This window comes from Paenibacillus canaveralius (assembly GCF_047238265.1).
In the GTDB taxonomy this organism is placed as follows: domain Bacteria; phylum Bacillota; class Bacilli; order Paenibacillales; family NBRC-103111; genus Paenibacillus_F.
The window spans coordinates 5,366,657-5,383,498 of the sequence record NZ_JBDFMM010000001.1 but is presented as its reverse complement, the minus strand read 5'-3'; the positions used below and the strand labels follow the sequence as shown (position 1 = coordinate 5,383,498).

Genomic DNA, 16,842 nt, shown 5'->3' with positions numbered 1-16,842 from the left:
CTTTGAGACATTTTGTCAAGGAAGCATTAAGCGAATGGATGAAAGGGGACGGTCCCGATTCGGATATCGTGATCAGCAGCCGCATTCGTATAGCGCGGAATCTGCAGGATTATCCGTTTCCGATGTTGGCCACGAACCAGCAGTCCGCCGAAGTGCTTGAGAAAGTTTCAGCTGTTCTGGGCAATGAAGACTTAAAAACGATCAGCGACTTTACGCTTGTGCCGCTCTCGGAACTGAATGAACTGGAGCGAAGAATCTTGGTAGAGAAGCATCTGATCAGCCCGAATCTGGCAACCGAATCGCGGAACGGAGCCGTTATCCTTAACGACAACGAATCTATCAGCATAATGGTGAATGAAGAGGACCATCTTCGGATTCAATGCCTTTGTCCCGGATTCCAAATTAAAGAGGCCTGGGATTTGGCTAACCAGATTGACGATATTTTCGAATCCCAGCTCGACTACGGCTTTGACGAAAGACGCGGCTACTTGACCAGCTGTCCCACGAATGTGGGAACCGGTATACGGGCTTCGGTCATGATGCATCTTCCCGCTCTTGTTTTGACCCAGCAAATTAACCGAATTCTATCCGCGGTTTCACAGGTTGGCCTGACAGTCCGGGGCCTATATGGCGAAGGAAGTGAAGCGTTAGGAAATTTGTTTCAGATTTCCAATCAGATTACGCTCGGCCAGTCCGAAGATGAAATCATTGATAATCTATATAGTGTAGCCAAACAGATTATCGAACACGAGCGTGCCGCCAGAAGGCAACTCATGCAGGAATCCAGAATACGTATAACTGACCGTGTTATGCGGTCATACGGAATTCTGACTCATGCTTCGATTATCGATTCCAAGGAAGCGGCACAGCGGCTATCCGATGTCCGCCTTGGCATAGATCTTAATTTAGTGGGGGAAGTTCCCGCACACACCATGAATGAGCTTCTCGTAATGACACAGCCGGGATTTTTGCAGCAAATAGCAGGTGAACTGTTATCACCGGACGACCGGGATATCCGGCGCGCCCAAATCATTCGGGAAAGATTCAAGCCGTGTCATAACGTTTAATGGTACTATACGACTTTCGTTCGAAATTACAATGGAGGTGCTAAGTATGATGTTTGGAAGATTTACGGAACGTGCACAGAAAGTTCTTTCCCTTGCACAGGAAGAAGCAGTACGCCTGGGTCACAACAATATAGGTACGGAGCATATCCTGCTGGGCCTGATTCGCGAAGGCGAAGGTATTGCGGCTAAAGCGCTGGTGGCTCTCGGACTCGGACTTGAAAAAATTCAGGATGAGGTCGAATCTTTAATCGGCCGCGGACAAGAGCAGCCCTCCAATATCGCTTACACACCGCGTGCCAAAAAGGTCATTGAACTTTCGATGGACGAAGCCAGAAAGCTTGGCCACACATACGTAGGTACGGAGCATATCCTGCTCGGTCTGATCCGTGAAGGCGAAGGGGTTGCGGCACGTGTGCTGAACAACCTGGGTATTTCGTTAAACAAAGCCCGCCAGCAAGTTCTGCAGCTTCTCGGAAGCAGCGAAGTTGTTTCGAGCAATCACGGCAGCGGCAACAACGTCAACACGCCTACGCTGGACAGTCTTGCGAGAGACCTGACGGCTATCGCCAAGGAAGGCAACCTGGATCCGGTTATCGGACGTTCCAAAGAAATCGAGCGTGTTATTCAGGTTCTCAGCCGCCGTACCAAAAACAACCCGGTTCTGATCGGGGAGCCTGGTGTAGGTAAAACGGCCATTGCCGAGGGCCTTGCTCAAAAGATCATTAACAATGAAATTCCGGAAACGTTAAAAGATAAGCGTGTCATGACACTCGATATGGGTTCCGTCGTGGCAGGCACCAAATACCGTGGTGAATTTGAAGACCGACTGAAGAAAATTATGGATGAAATCCGCCAGGCGGGGAACATCATTCTCTTCATTGATGAGCTGCATACTTTGATCGGTGCAGGCGGTGCAGAGGGCGCGATCGATGCTTCCAACATTCTGAAGCCGGCCTTGGCTCGCGGCGAACTGCAGTGCATCGGGGCCACTACGTTGGATGAATATCGCAAATATATCGAGAAGGATGCCGCTCTGGAGCGCCGCTTCCAGCCGATTACGGTAGATCAGCCGACTCCGGAAGAAGCGATCCAGATCCTTCACGGACTGCGTGACCGCTACGAAGCGCATCACCGGGTGAAAATTACCGATGAAGCTATCGAGGAAGCCGTCAAGCTGTCAGACCGGTATATTCCTGACCGTTTCCTGCCTGATAAAGCGATCGACTTAATCGATGAAGCGAGTTCGAAAGTAAGGCTTCACTCTTACACGGTACCGCCTAGCTTGAAAGAGCTGGAACAGAAGCTCGAAAACATCCGCAAAGAGAAAGACGCGGCTGTTCAAAGCCAAGAGTTCGAGAAAGCCGCTTCTCTGCGTGATACGGAGCAGAAGCTGCGCGAAGAACTCGACAGCACGAAGAACGATTGGAAAGAAAAGCAGGGACGTATGGATACGGAGGTTACTCCGGACGACATCGCCCAAGTTGTAGCGAGCTGGACCGGGATTCCGGTTCGTAAATTGGCCGAAGAGGAAACCGAGCGTCTTCTTAAAATGGAAGATATTCTTCATAACCGCGTAATCGGTCAGGAAGAAGCGGTTAAAGCGGTCAGCCGCGCAATCCGCCGTGCAAGAGCCGGTCTGAAGGATCCGAAGCGTCCGATGGGCTCCTTTATCTTCCTGGGTCCGACCGGTGTAGGTAAAACCGAGCTTGCCCGCGCTTTGGCGGAATCCCTGTTCGGAGACGAAAATGCCGTTATCCGCATTGATATGTCCGAATACATGGAGAAACACTCGACGTCCCGTCTCGTAGGAGCGCCTCCGGGATATGTAGGCTACGAAGAAGGCGGCCAATTGACCGAAAAAGTACGCCGCAAGCCTTATTCCGTTGTCCTGCTCGATGAAATCGAGAAAGCACATCCGGAAGTGTTCAATATCCTTCTGCAAGTACTGGAAGACGGACGCCTGACCGACTCCAAGGGCCGTACCGTTGACTTCCGCAACACTTTGATCATTATGACGTCCAATGTGGGCGCCGATACGATCAAGAAAAATTCGACTCTCGGCTTTACGGCTGTCCAAGATTCCGGTAAAGATTACAACAACATGAAGGACAAAGTAATGAACGAGCTGAAGAAAAGCTTCCGTCCCGAGTTCCTGAACCGGATCGACGAGATTATCGTCTTCCACTCTCTCGACGAGAAGCACATTGCTGAAATTGTCAGCCTGATGGCCGATGAGCTCCGCAGACGTCTGAAAGAACAGGAAGTTGACTTTATCCTCACCGATAACGCAAAGAACTTCTTGGCGAAGGAAGGCTTTGATCCGAGCTACGGAGCAAGACCGCTTCGCAGGGCGATCCAGAAACACATTGAGGACCGACTCTCCGAGGAACTCCTCAAAGGAAGCATTTCCAAGGGCGACTCCCTTACTATAGACGAAAAGGACGGCGAACTTGTTGTGCTTCGGAACGAAGAAGCGATGACGCAGTCCAAGTAAGTCATATAATCAAGCATTTTGCGGTATGCAGCTGTACCGCAAAATGCTTTTTCTTTTGCCAAGTACTTTCATAGCATTCGCAAAAATGGTAAACTTTGAATGACGCTGGAACGGTTTGCCCGTTTTACGCGTAGAAAGAGAAGGGGAACTTCGCGCCATGAGTAAAACGAAAACGAAATTCATCTGCCAGCAGTGCGGGTATGAAACCCCGAAGTGGCTCGGCAAATGTCCCGGCTGCGGAGCGTGGAACAGCTTTGCCGAAGAAGTAGAGACGGTTGTCAAAACGCAGGGAATGAATTCTTCTTTTCTGCGGACGAAAGAAAAACCGACTCCGATCATAAACATAGAAAGCAGCGTAGAGCAGCGTGTGCTTACGGACAACGGGGAGCTTAACCGCGTTTTGGGCGGCGGCTTCGTACCCGGTTCGCTCATTCTGGTCGGGGGAGATCCCGGCATAGGGAAATCAACGCTGCTCCTGCAAACCTCGCACTCGTTAACGAAAGAGGGGCGGAAGGTTCTATACATCTCAGGCGAGGAATCGATTCGTCAGACGAAACTTCGCGCGGACCGGCTTGATGCCGTTTCGCCGAATCTTTACGTGCTCTGCGAAACGAATATGGAAGTGGTGGAAGAGGCGATCCAGGAGGTCCAGCCGGATTTTCTGGTCATCGATTCCATTCAAACCGTCTATCACCCAAGCGTATCCTCCGCCCCGGGAACCGTTTCCCAAGTGCGTGAATGCACAAGCCATTTCATGCGCATAGCTAAGCTTAAGAATATAGCGACGGTTCTCGTGGGCCATGTAACCAAGGAAGGCGCTATTGCCGGACCGCGCCTGCTTGAGCACATGGTGGACTGCGTGCTTTATTTTGAAGGGGAACGGCATCACACTTACCGCGTGTTGCGTGCGGTTAAAAACCGGTTCGGTTCAACGAACGAAATCGGCATTTTTGAAATGCGCGAGACCGGGTTGGCCGAAGTGAGCAATCCGTCGGAGCTTTTCCTGTCCGAGCGCCCGCTTGGCGTGGCCGGATCGACAGTCGTCGCCAGCATGGAAGGAACGAGACCGGTCCTGGTTGAGATTCAGGCGCTCGTCTCGTCAACCAACTTCCCGTCTCCGCGCAGAATGGCTACGGGAATCGACCATAACCGGCTGTCGCTCATTATGGCGGTCTTGGAGAAACGGGTCGGTCTGTTCCTTCAAAGCCAGGACGCTTACTTGAATGTAGCCGGCGGAGTCAAGCTCGATGAGCCGGCTGTCGATCTGGCCGTGGCGATAAGCATCGCCTCCAGCTTCAAAGAGCAGCCGACGCAGGCTTATGACGCCGTGTTCGGTGAGATCGGGCTCACGGGAGAGGTCCGCGGCGTATCGCGTATCGATCAGCGGGTCAAGGAAGCGCAGAAGCTCGGCTTCCGGCGTGTCATCATGCCCGAAAAAAGCCTTAAGGGCTGGACGCCTCCAAAAGGCATCGAAGTGATCGGTGTAAGCACGGTGTCCGAGGCTTTAAAAGCGGCATTGGACTAATCGATGCAGCCGGGTTCGCCCGGCCCCTTGCAAGACGGATCTATTGAAAACAAGGCTAGCGTGAAGACGCTCGGCTAACAGAACGGAAATGCTTCAGGAGGATTAACATGAGCAAAGAAGAAACTAAACGAGACGTCATGAGCCAACTGCTCCAGCTGGTCGCTCCGGGTACGCCTTTCCGCGATGGGCTCGAGAACGTGCTTCGTGCCAAGACGGGAGCCTTGATTGTCGTCGGATGCACTCCGGAAGTCATGGAAATCGTGGACGGCGGGTTTTCCATCGACTGCGATTTTACGCCAAACTACTTGTATGAATTGGCCAAAATGGACGGAGCCATCATTTTAAACGAAGATGCCAAGAAAATTTTATATGCGAATACCCAATTGATTCCGAACTCTTCGATTCCATCGACCGAGACGGGGATCCGGCACCGTACGGCCGAGCGGGTTGCCAAGCAGACGAACAAACTGGTGGTGTCTATTTCTCAGAGACGGAACATTATTACCTTGTATCAGGGAAACTTGCGGTATTCACTCAAGGATATCGGAGTTATTCTGACCAAGGCGAATCAGGCGATCCAGACGATGGAACGATACAAGACGGAACTGGATCAATCCTTGATCAATCTGGGTGCTTCCGAGTTCGAAGAGCTTGTGACTCTGCATGACGTCACCAATGCCATTCAACGGGTGGAAATGGTGCTTCGTATCAAGAACGAGCTCAACAGATACATCACGGAGCTTGGAACCGAAGGACGCCTGATTTCCATGCAGCTCGAAGAACTGGTCGGCAATACGGAGCTGGAAGTGCGTCTGCTTCTGAAGGATTATGTCCGGGAACTCAGCGAAGAGAAGATCAAAGATATTTTGCTGGGGCTCAAACGCCTTTCTTCCGAAGAACTGCTTGATCCGCACCATATTATCCGGCTGCTCGGCTATCCGCACACCAACGCCGTATCGGAGGAACTCGTTTCTCCAAGAGGGTTCCGGGTACTCAATAAAATCCCGCGGCTTCCTTCCATCATTATCAGTAATCTGGTGGAAAAATTCGGTCATCTGCCTCATATCACGGTAGCGACGATCGAAGAATTGGATGAGGTAGACGGAATCGGGGAGGTCCGGGCAAGAGCGATCAAAGAAGGACTGCGAAGAATTCAGGAGCAAGTATTAATTGACAGGCATATTTAAATTGCATACAATCATAAAGTATAAATATGGGTTGGATCACGTTGTTTTAATGGGGTACAGTATACTTAGAGGTGGACTAAACTAATATGATAACCAAATCGCTTCCTAGCTTGTTTACTGTTGGGAATCTGTTTTTAGGCGTTCTTGCCATCATTCTCGTGTTTAACGAAAGACCGGATACGGCTGCCGTGCTTGTTATCGTGGCTATGCTTCTCGACGGTCTGGATGGACGAGTTGCTCGTGCGCTCAACGCACAGAGTGAGTTTGGTAAGGAACTGGATTCGTTGTCGGATGTCATTTCGTTCGGTGTAGCACCGGCGTTTATTATGTACGTTGTCGCATTCGGCGATATCCGCCCTGCCGCGGCAGCCTGGGTCGTAACGGCCATATTCCCGATTTGCGGAGCTCTTCGTTTGGCACGTTTTAATGTGGTGGCGGGTACACCGGGTTACTTTATCGGCTTACCTATTCCGGCGGCAGGCGGCATACTTGCAACGCTGGCATTGTTCCACACCGAGCTGAACGTCTATGTTCTGCTGGTCAGCACAGTACTGCTTTCCTATCTGATGGTGAGCAACGTTAAATATCCGAACTTTAAGAAAGCGGGCATTCCCAAAGCCGCTATCTGGATTACACCGATTATCGTGATCATTGCGGTTATTATCGGAATCAGCAAACCATCGTTCATTTCCAAAATGATTTTCATACCGCTTGTGATCTACGCGCTTTATGGCTTAAAAAAAAACGTTGATCGCCTCTTCGTTCTTCGCCGCAGAAAGCACAAAAGCATGGAAACGACCGAAGATCTGGCGAATTCCAAAACTCATCTATAAAAAAGAGCAGGGAGCTTAAGCTTCCTGTTTTTTTTCGCGAATATATATGACGGTGTACAAAAAAAGCATCTATTTTCATCCGGGCTGCGGAGGAGAATACATGCTTTTTTTCTTCTATCTAAGACATATTGAAAAATCCGAGTGTCGAGCATTTTTTCGATTCGTCTTCGAGTACTTTTTCCAAGTTTACATCAAGAAGGTTGCTCAGAGCGGAAAGATAAAAAAGGTGCTTCCCGATTTCGGTGGAAATAGCTTCCATGCAGTGTTCGCACAGCTCGCCTTCCAAATGGGTTTGCAGTCTCGATTTTAGCTTGATCCAATGTCATTTCGGAAGAGTACTCCTGTTTCTTGGCATTGACTTCAATACAGCCGCATTCGGTAATCGATTTGATGACAGAGCGGTTCACACCGGCATTGGATTGTTGAAATTTGGACAATACATCAAGCAGGCTGCGATGGCGAAGCAGCAGTTCACCAACTTGTTCCTGGAAATCTTTCAGGGACAGGGCACTCATCTCATGCACCTCATTTTAGTTTCGTCTCCATCTCATTATATAGAAATTAGGATAGAGAGGCAATCTGACACCTTCCGCGTGTTTAACCATCCAACATTTGGAACATACTTGTAACAGGGGAAAGGAATCCTCTTACTTTGGATGATGGAGGTGAATCCGTAAGATGAAATGGATTCAATGGATTATTGCCGTCTTAGGTGGTGCACTCGGTTACGGGTGGAGTGATGCCATTATTCAATTATCGGGAATCAACGGTGGAGCGGTTGCGGATTACACGGCGGCCGGAGCGGGTTTTGTCGGGATGTTTATCGTGTCATGGATAGGCATGGGCCTTATTTTAAGACTGATGCAGCGTGGAGAAAACAGCTTGTCGCAAATGCCCGCTTCCGATCTTCTTCCGGCGGCATTCGGTATGATCGCGGGACTGCTTGCGGCAGTGCTCGTATTCCCGGTGCTTGAACGGGTTCATGTGCTGTTGGCCGGTACGGCTACCGTTCTTCTGGCCGTCATGGGCGGCCGGATCGGCTATAGCAAGAGCGAGGAAATCTCCGAGCTTCTGAGTCGGAAAGACGGCGGAAGCGGCAAAGGAAAAATGCCGGAGGAACACAAGATTCTTGATACGAGCGTGATTATAGACGGACGGATTGCGGATATCTGCAAAACCGGATTTATTGAAGGGACGCTGGTTATTCCGGAATTTGTCCTTGAGGAGCTTCAGCATATCGCCGATTCCTCCGATTTGCTCAAGCGTAACCGCGGCAGGCGCGGATTGGATATTTTAAATAAGATTCAGAAGGAACTTGACGTGAAAGTTCTTATCTATGAAGGCGACTTCGAAGAAATTTCCGAGGTGGACAGCAAACTTATCCGGCTCGCGAAGGTGCTCCAAGGCAAAGTAATCACCAACGATTATAACTTGAACAAGGTTTGTGAGCTCCAGGGTGTATCCGTTCTGAACATCAACGACCTGGCGAATGCCGTAAAACCGGTGGTCCTTCCCGGCGAAGAGATTCTGGTCCAGGTCATCAAGGACGGCAAAGAGCATGGGCAAGGAGTAGCGTATCTGGATGACGGAACCATGATTGTCGTGGAAGGCGGACGAGACTTTATCGGCTCCCTGCTTGAAGTAATGGTAACCAGTGTCCTTCAAACGTCGGCGGGGCGAATGATCTTCGCGAAGCCCAAGCTCTTGGAAAAAGCGCAATAAAGGGTTATCATAGGGAGAGTATTTCGCTGGGGCTGCAGCTTGTCACGTTACAGCAGAGGAATTAAAGCTGCAGCAGCAAAACCCGGTGGTAACCGGAGGTATGCAGGTGAATAAAGTCGGCGTCATCGTCGTTGCGGCAGGCAGAGGTTCACGAATGCGGACGGCGGAAAGCAAACAATATCTGGAACTGGCGGGCAAGCCGATTTTGGTACATACGCTGGAGTTGTTCGAAAAGATCGCCCGCATCGATTCCGTCGTGCTGGTGACCGGGGAAGCGGACGTCCCGCGCTGCGAATCGTATGCCGCCCGCTACGGGCTGCATAAAGTCAGCCGGGTCATTGCAGGCGGTGCGGAGCGGCAGGACTCCGTCCGGTCCGGGCTTGAGGCGCTCGGTGCGGAAACGCGCTGGGTGCTCATCCATGACGGTGTCCGTCCGCTCGTTACCGAAGAGCAGGTATGCGCCTGTCTGGACAAAGCCATAGATACCGGTGCGGCGGTGCTCGCCGTTCCCGTTAAAGACACGATCAAGGTCGTGAGTGAGGATGGCCAGATCATGTCCACACCCGACCGTAAAAGCTTGTGGGCGATCCAAACGCCGCAGGCTTTTCGGTTTTCTCTTTTAAAGGAAGCGCATGAGGAGGCGGCCCGAGACGGATTTCTCGGCACGGACGATGCCATGCTCGTTGAACGGGCGGGGCATACGGTGCATGTCGTCGAAGGGGACTATGCGAATATTAAAATCACCACCCCCGAAGATCTGCCATGGGCGGAATGGTTGTTAGGCAACAGGAGAGGAGAATAGACGGATGATTCGAGTAGGACAAGGATTTGATGTGCATCAGTTGGCGGAGGGCCGCCCATGTATTATCGGAGGCGTTACGATTCCGTATGAGAAGGGACTGCTGGGACATTCGGATGCGGATGTGCTGCTTCACGCGATTACGGACGCGATCCTGGGCGCGCTGGGTTTGGGCGATATCGGCAAGCATTTCCCGGATACGGCTGCCGAATTCAAGGATGCGGACAGCCTGGTGCTGCTGAAGCGGGTCTGGTCCCTGGCCAGAGAACGCGGTTACCGGCTCGGCAACGTGGACTCCACCATCATCGCACAGAAGCCCAAAATGGCTCCGTATATTCCACAAATGGCGGAAATTATTGCCCGGGCGCTGGATGCGGAACTGGAGCAGGTGAATGTAAAAGCGACCACTACGGAGCAGCTCGGCTTTACCGGAAGAGGCGAAGGAATAGCGGCGCAGTCGGTTGTTTGTTTGATAAAAGGTGTGCTATCATAAATTATTATTTCAAAGGATCCCGCAAGGGAAAACGGAAGAGAGGCTAATACCATGAGTACCCCACTCCGCGTACGTTACGCACCGAGTCCGACCGGACATCTTCATATCGGTGGAGCCCGTACCGCTTTATTCGATTATTTGCTTGCCCGTAAAAACGGCGGCCAATTCGTGGTCCGCTTCGAAGATACAGACCAGACCCGCCATGTCGAGTCCGGCGTACAAAATCAGCTGGACGGCTTAAGCTGGCTGGGACTGAATTGGGATGAATCGGTCGATATCGGCGGGCCGTATGCTCCTTACCGTCAGATGGAACGTCTGGGCCTGTACCAGCCGTTTATCGATCAGCTGCTGAACGAGGGGAACGCGTATCACTGCTACTGCACCGAGCAGGAGCTCGAGCGCGAACGGGAAGAGCAGGAAGCGCGCGGAGAAACTCCGCAGTATTCGGGAAGATGCCGCCACCTGACCGCCGAGCAGAAGGCGGAGTTCGAATCGGAAGGACGCAAGCCTTCTATCCGGTTCCACGTACCGAAGGATAAGATAATCGCTTTTAAAGATAAAGTGCGCGAAGAGGTCGAATTCGAAACGAACGGAATCGGCGACTTTATCATCGTCCGTCCCGACGGAATTCCGACCTACAACTTTGCTGTTGTACTGGACGACCATCTGATGAAAATCTCCCTCGTCATCCGGGGCGAAGAGCATCTGACGAATACACCGCGCCAGATCATGCTGTACGAGGCACTTGGCCTGCCGGTACCGGATTTTGCGCATCTTTCGCTGATCCTCAACCCGGACCGCAAAAAAATGAGCAAGCGCGACGAATCCATCATTCAATTCGTACAGCAGTACAGCGAATTGGGTTACCTGCCGGAAGCGGTAGTGAATTTCATCGCTTTGCTGGGCTGGTCTCCCGGAGGCGAGGTGGAGATGTTCACACTGGAAGAGCTTGTGGAACAATTCGACCTGGACCGTGTTTCCAAAAGCCCGGCCGTGTTCGATATGGACAAGCTCAACTGGATGAACAATCATTACATCAAACAGGCGCCGCTTGACAGAATCGCCGCTCTGGCTATTCCGCACCTTCAGAAAGCGGGACTTCTACCTGCGGAGCTGTCGGAAGACCAGCAGCGCTGGGCGGCCGAACTCGTCGGCTTGTATCAAGAGCAGCTTCGTTACGCTGCGGAGATCGTTGATCTCGCCGAGCTGTTTTTCCGGGAAAAGCTGGCTTTCGACGATGAAGCGTCCGCGCTGCTTGCCGAAGAACATGTGCCGGCCGTGGTGCAAAGCTTCTTGAAGCAGGTGGAAGGGGCCGACAGCCTGGCGCCGGAAAATGTGCAGAAGCTGCTCAAAGCCGTGCAGGCGGAAACCGGCTATAAGGGTAAGCAGCTCTTTATGTCCATCCGCGTAGCTTTAACGGGACAGATGCACGGAAGAGACCTGAACATGACCATCCATCTGCTGGGCCGCGAAAAAGTGCAGGAACGGCTCCGCGCCTTATTGTAAAGCTGTCTCTTTTGAGCTATACTGATACCAACTTTATACGTTTGTGAACAGCGCCGAACAGGAGAGTACCCATAAGACGGAATCTCCAGAGAGGATAACCGAGCGGCAACCCCGCAAGGCTGAAAGTTATCCGATCCCGTTATGAGGAAATGCACCTGTGAGCTGCTGCGCCGAATGATGGCTTGTCCATTTGTAGGTTCAGCCGGATCGTACCCGTTAACAGCGCAGAGTTGGGAGACTTCACAGTCACCAAGCAGAGTGGAACCGCGATTATACGCCTCTGCAGCCTTAGGGCTGCGGGGGCTTTTTGATTTTTTTGCCAGGAGCAGTTGGTAGGAGCTAAGCATCCCAGAAACGAATAAGAAGGTGATGAACCTTGTGGAAAACCATACGTTCTGATATAAAAGCCGTCTTCGATAATGATCCTGCCGCCCGAAGCTGGTTCGAAGTTGTGTTTACTTATTCCGGGCTCCATGCCATTTGGGCGCACCGGATTGCTCACTGGCTCTACATCCGCAAGCTGTTTGCGGCGGCACGTATCATCTCGCAGTTCAGCCGCTTTATGACAGGCATAGAAATCCACCCGGGAGCCACAATCGGCGAAAGGCTGTTTATTGATCACGGGATGGGGGTAGTGATTGGCGAAACGTGTGAAATCGGCAATGACGTTATTCTTTATCAGGGTGTCACCCTCGGCGGAACGGGAAAAGAAAAAGGCAAGAGGCATCCGACGATCGGCAGTAAGGTGGTTATCTCCTCGGGGGCCAAGATACTGGGTTCCTTCAAAGTGGGAGACAACGCGATGATCGGGGCTAATGCGGTCGTGCTTAAGGAAGTTCCCGCGAACTCTACGGTAGTAGGCATTCCCGGAAAGATTGTGAAAAGGGACGGAATCCGGGTCAACCGGCTGGATCACGGCAACGTGCCCGATCCTGTACTTGATCTTTGCCGCACTTTACAGGTGCAAATCGACGAATTAAGGGAACAATTAGAAGAAGAGAAGATCAAGAATGGAGGCGTTAGGGAGCATGACACTCAGAATGTTTAATACGATGACAAGAGAAAAAGAAGAATTTAAACCTCTTGAACCGGGCAAGGTGAAAATGTACGTGTGCGGCCCGACCGTATATAACTATATTCATATCGGCAACGGACGCCCGGCGATTTTCTTCGATGTCGTCCGCCGCTATTTAACCTATGTCGGTTACGAAGTGACCTACGTGGTAAACTTTACGGACGTGGACGATAAGCTGATCCGCAAAGCGGAAGAGACGGGGGAGACCGTCCAGGAGCTGGCCGACCGTTTTATCGCCGCCTATATGGAAGATATGAAAACACTCCGCATCGAGCCGGCCACGATTCATCCGCGGGTAACGGACAACATGGAGATCATCATCACCTTCATTAATTCGCTGGTCCAGCAGGGCTTCGCTTACGAAAACGGCGGAGATGTGTACTACCGGACCTCCCGTTTTAAGGAATACGGCAAGCTGTCGCATCAGAATCTGGATGAGCTTCAATACGGTATCCGCATCGAGGTGGATGAGCGGAAGGAAAATCCGCAGGATTTCGTTCTTTGGAAAGCGGCGAAACCGGGCGAAGTGTTCTGGTCCAGTCCTTGGGGCAACGGGCGTCCGGGGTGGCACATCGAGTGCTCCGCTCTGGTGCACAAATACCTGGGAGAGTCCATCGACATTCACGGAGGCGGCGTCGATTTGACGTTCCCGCACCATGAGTGCGAAATTGCCCAGACGGAAGCGATTACCGGCAAGCCGATGGCGAAATACTGGCTGCACAACGAATTTCTCAATATCGATAACGAAAAAATGTCCAAATCCCTCGGTAACGGAGTGCTGATCCGTGAGATCGCCAAAAAGATCAAGCCGGAAACGCTCCGCTTCTTCATGCTGTCCTCCCATTACCGGAATCCGCTTAATTTCAGTGAAGACGGGTTGACACAGGCGGGCAACGGACTGGACCGTATCCAGAATTGTGTGACCAACCTGAAGCACCGGCTCGGCATCGCCCAGGAAGATGCGCTGGACGATCAGGTGGAGGCGCGCGTGAAAGAAATCGAAGCCCAGTTTATTTCGAAAATGGACGACGATTTCAACACTCCGGACGCGATTACCGCCGTTTTCGATCTCGTCACGGAAGCTAATCGCGTACTGCAGCAGGAGCGGGTATCCGCGGCTACGCTCAGACTGATTATGGGACGCTTCCGCAACTTCGATTCCGTACTCGGCATCCTGGCAAAAGAAGAGGATGAACTGCTGGACGAGGAAGTCGAGGGACTGATCGAAGAGCGCAATGAGGCGAGACGGGCGAAAAACTGGGCGCGCGCCGATGAAATCCGCGATCTGCTTACCGAGAAGGGCATCTATCTCGAAGATACGCCGCAGGGGATCCGTTGGCGCCGGAAATGAATCTTCCCGACAAGTTGGCCCCGCAGTTGTTCCGGTACCCGCCTTCCCAGAAGCCGGAACTGCTTAACCCGCTGGTCCTGGCTTACGTGGGGGATGCCGTATACGAGATGTTCATCCGTCAATACGTCATTTCCATGCCGAGCCAGCGCCCCAATCACCTGCACCGGACGGCTACGCGCTACGTATCGGCCAAAGCGCAGTCGAAAGCTCTGCAGGCGCTTCTTCCTCTCCTTACGGAGGAAGAAGCGAACATCGTTAAACGCGGCCGCAACGCCAAATCCGGCTCGACGGCCAAAAACGCGGATGTGCTGGAATACCGGCACAGCACCGCATTCGAATCCCTGATCGGCTATTTGTATTATAAGCAGGCGTATGAACGCCTGAACTATATCATGGAAGCTTCGCTGGCGCCGGAGGAAATTACGGCTTTGACGGTTTCGGAGTCCGAAGCGGGCACAGCCCCGAATCAACCCGGCGGAACGGACACCGTCACCGGAAAAGTTCAAGCCGGCGTTTCCGGAGATACGGAGACGTCTGAAACCGTTCCGGATCTGCAGGCGCCGTCCGATGCAAACAAACTTTAGCAGAATTCATTGTAGGAGGCACGACCATGGAAGAATACATCGGCGGTAAACACTCGGTGCTCGAAGCGCTGCGCTCCGGCCGCACCATTCATAAAATATGGCTGAGCGAGTCCGCCCAGAAGCAGCTGGCCCAGCCCGTTGCCGCGGAAGCCAAGAAGCTCGGCGTCATCGTGCAGACGGCCGACAAGCGCAAGCTCGATCAGCTTGCTCCGGATTTACAGCACCAGGGCGTCGTCGCCCAGGTGGCGGCGTATGACTACGTCAGCGTGGACGACATTCTGGCCCGCGCCGAACGCAAAGGAGAGGATCCGTTCATTCTGATCCTCGACGAGATCGAGGATCCGCATAACCTCGGATCCATTCTCCGTACGGCGGACTGCACCGGCGTGCATGGCGTCATCATTCCCAAGCGGCGCTCCGTCGGCTTGACCGCAACCGTCTCGAAGACATCGGCCGGAGCGGTGGAATATGTGCCCGTAGCCCGCGTGACGAATATTTCCCAGACTATCGGCGATCTGAAAGAACGCGGTGTCTGGGTAGCGGGCACGGACGTGACTGCGGCCGAAGACGTCTACCGCAGCAACTTTAAAATGCCGCTGGCTCTGGTCATCGGCAACGAAGGCCGCGGAGTCGGTCGCCTGATCAAGGAATCTTGCGACTTTCTCGTAAAGCTGCCGATGCACGGACGGGTGAATTCGCTCAATGCATCCGTAGCCGCCGGAGTATTGATGTACGAGGTAGTCAGACAACGTACGACGGGATAACCTCGTATGAAAGAATTCCTGATTGTGGACGGCTACAATATCATCGGGGCCTGGCCCGAACTGAAGCAGCTGCGCGACCGCAGTCTGGAAGAGGCGAGAGACAGGCTCATCACCATAATGGCGGAATATCAGTCTTTCTCGGGCATAAAGGTATATCTTGTTTTTGACGCGTATCAGGTTCCGGGACTTGGCAAAACTTACGTGCAGAGCAGACTCAGCGTTCTATATACGAAAGAGAAGGAAACGGCCGACGAACTGATCGAGCGTCTCGTTACCGAACTGACCGGCCGGCGCCGTCAAATTTACGTGGCGACCTCCGATATGACCGAGCAGCATGTGATATTCGGCAAAGGCGCGCTCCGTCTTCCGGCTTCCGAACTTTTCGTCAAAATCAAACAGAGCCGCACGGAGGTCCGCAAACGTATCCGGGAAGAGGCCGAGAGCGGCCGAAACACCTTTGACAGCAAGCTAAATGAGGAAATGCGGGAGATCTTCGAGAAATGGAGACGGGGAAAGTAACATCAGACACATTTGAAAAAGTCTGGAAAAAGAATGTCCGTTTGCATTGACGATGTAAGATTACATAATGTATACTTATCCTATCCTTTTTTAGCAAAATTGGTAGTTTTGCAGGCCGGAGGGATTGTTGGTGAGTGTCGACCTCAAAGAGCTTAGAATGACCGATTACGATCTCAAGACTGACGAAGACATCGTCGACGCTGTCCATTGCGGCAACAGCGACGCGCTGGAGTATCTGATCAACAAGTATCGCAATTTTGTACGCGCTAAAGCCCGTTCGTATTTTCTCATCGGCGCTGACCGCGAAGATATCGTGCAAGAAGGCATGATCGGTTTATATAAATCGATTCGTGATTTCCGTGGAGACAAGCTATCGTCATTCAAAGCGTTTGCAGAGTTGTGCATTACGCGGCAGATCATTACGGCTATTAAAACGGCGACCCGCCAGAAGCATATCCCGCTTAACTCTTACGTTTCGCTGGACAAGCCTATCTACGACGAGGATTCGGACCGTACGCTGCTGGATGTTATTTGCGGCTCGAAGGTTACGGACCCTGAAGAACTGATTATCAATCAGGAAGAATTCAGCGGACTCGAAGACAAGATGGGCGAGATTCTGAGCGATCTGGAACGCCGTGTGCTTATGCTCTATTTGGATGGAAGATCTTATCAGGAGATTGCGGTAGATCTGGACCGTCACGTGAAGTCGATCGACAACGCGCTGCAGCGGGTCAAACGTAAGCTGGAACGATACTTGGAAGTACGCGATTTATAGATGAGGCACCCTTTCGGTGAATGGGTGTTTTTATTTTTGCCGCCGGACGATGATGGAAATAACGTATGTTTAAGGGAATGTCGGCTGGTCGATAATGAGGAGAGAACCCGGGTCGAGAAAGGGTTTTTTGCTGTGCGCGGGGCAGGAT

At 52.2% G+C, this 16,842-nt stretch carries 15 protein-coding genes and 1 pseudogene; 15 read left to right on the top strand and 1 reads right to left on the bottom strand.

All coding sequences use genetic code 11. The features are described from left to right. Positions 1-38 precede the first annotated feature (38 nt). The 5 genes from mcsB to pssA all read left to right on the top strand — a co-directional run bounded on the left by mcsB (position 39) and on the right by pssA (position 7,106). Complete coding sequence (mcsB, locus tag ABC395_RS24340) at positions 39-1,067, top strand: protein-arginine kinase McsB (RefSeq protein ID WP_413006799.1); 1,029 nt, start codon at positions 39-41, stop codon at positions 1,065-1,067. Positions 1,068-1,113: 46 nt separating this feature from the next. After that, positions 1,114-3,561 (top strand): ATP-dependent protease ATP-binding subunit ClpC, encoded by a 2,448-nt coding sequence (gene clpC, locus ABC395_RS24335; protein WP_413006332.1) that lies wholly within the window; start codon positions 1,114-1,116, stop codon positions 3,559-3,561. Between the two features lie 157 nt (positions 3,562-3,718). Beyond that, positions 3,719-5,086, top strand: coding sequence for a DNA repair protein RadA (radA, locus tag ABC395_RS24330; RefSeq protein WP_413006331.1), 1,368 nt, complete (start codon positions 3,719-3,721; stop codon positions 5,084-5,086). Between the two features lie 107 nt (positions 5,087-5,193). Continuing rightward, on the top strand, positions 5,194-6,273 hold the full coding sequence (gene disA / locus ABC395_RS24325; RefSeq protein WP_042235469.1) for a DNA integrity scanning diadenylate cyclase DisA: 1,080 nt from the start codon (positions 5,194-5,196) through the stop codon (positions 6,271-6,273). A gap of 86 nt (positions 6,274-6,359) precedes the next feature. Next, the gene (gene pssA / locus ABC395_RS24320; protein ID WP_413006330.1) at positions 6,360-7,106 is read left to right on the top strand and encodes a CDP-diacylglycerol--serine O-phosphatidyltransferase; all 747 of its coding nucleotides are present in this window, start codon (positions 6,360-6,362) and stop codon (positions 7,104-7,106) included. Between the two features lie 118 nt (positions 7,107-7,224). Here pssA and ABC395_RS24315 read toward each other — a convergent pair. Continuing rightward, positions 7,225-7,621, bottom strand: a pseudogene (locus tag ABC395_RS24315) (DUF1573 domain-containing protein). Between the two features lie 163 nt (positions 7,622-7,784). Here ABC395_RS24315 and ABC395_RS24310 point away from each other — a divergent pair. From ABC395_RS24310 to sigH, 10 genes are all read left to right on the top strand, one after another. Next, positions 7,785-8,828: a PIN/TRAM domain-containing protein gene (locus ABC395_RS24310; protein WP_413006329.1), complete on the top strand. Its 1,044-nt coding sequence runs from the start codon at positions 7,785-7,787 to the stop codon at positions 8,826-8,828. A 100-nt stretch (positions 8,829-8,928) separates the two neighbouring features. After that, positions 8,929-9,630, top strand: coding sequence for a 2-C-methyl-D-erythritol 4-phosphate cytidylyltransferase (gene ispD / locus ABC395_RS24305; protein WP_413006328.1), 702 nt, complete (start codon positions 8,929-8,931; stop codon positions 9,628-9,630). Between the two features lie 4 nt (positions 9,631-9,634). Continuing rightward, positions 9,635-10,120, top strand: a complete 486-nt coding sequence (ispF, locus tag ABC395_RS24300) for a 2-C-methyl-D-erythritol 2,4-cyclodiphosphate synthase (protein ID WP_103998026.1) — start codon at positions 9,635-9,637, stop codon at positions 10,118-10,120. Between the two features lie 51 nt (positions 10,121-10,171). After that, positions 10,172-11,626 carry a glutamate--tRNA ligase gene (gltX, locus tag ABC395_RS24295; protein ID WP_413006327.1) on the top strand — a complete coding sequence of 485 codons (1,455 nt, stop codon included), beginning with the start codon at positions 10,172-10,174 and terminating at the stop codon, positions 11,624-11,626. A gap of 376 nt (positions 11,627-12,002) precedes the next feature. Continuing rightward, positions 12,003-12,674, top strand: a complete 672-nt coding sequence (gene cysE, locus ABC395_RS24290) for a serine O-acetyltransferase (protein ID WP_413006326.1) — start codon at positions 12,003-12,005, stop codon at positions 12,672-12,674. Beyond that, positions 12,655-14,052: a cysteine--tRNA ligase gene (cysS, locus tag ABC395_RS24285; protein ID WP_413006325.1), complete on the top strand. Its 1,398-nt coding sequence runs from the start codon at positions 12,655-12,657 to the stop codon at positions 14,050-14,052. The genes cysE and cysS overlap by 20 nt, the downstream gene beginning before the upstream one ends. Next, positions 14,037-14,636, top strand: coding sequence for a Mini-ribonuclease 3 (locus tag ABC395_RS24280; RefSeq protein WP_413006324.1), 600 nt, complete (start codon positions 14,037-14,039; stop codon positions 14,634-14,636). Before cysS ends, ABC395_RS24280 begins: the two co-directional genes overlap by 16 nt. Positions 14,637-14,662: 26 nt before the next feature. After that, positions 14,663-15,400, top strand: a complete 738-nt coding sequence (rlmB, locus tag ABC395_RS24275) for a 23S rRNA (guanosine(2251)-2'-O)-methyltransferase RlmB (RefSeq protein WP_413006323.1) — start codon at positions 14,663-14,665, stop codon at positions 15,398-15,400. Positions 15,401-15,406: 6 nt separating this feature from the next. After that, positions 15,407-15,919, top strand: a complete 513-nt coding sequence (locus ABC395_RS24270; protein WP_413006322.1) for an NYN domain-containing protein — start codon at positions 15,407-15,409, stop codon at positions 15,917-15,919. A 130-nt stretch (positions 15,920-16,049) separates the two neighbouring features. Then, positions 16,050-16,694, top strand: a complete 645-nt coding sequence (sigH, locus tag ABC395_RS24265) for an RNA polymerase sporulation sigma factor SigH (RefSeq protein ID WP_009674492.1) — start codon at positions 16,050-16,052, stop codon at positions 16,692-16,694. The last annotated feature ends 148 nt before the right edge of the window (positions 16,695-16,842 follow it).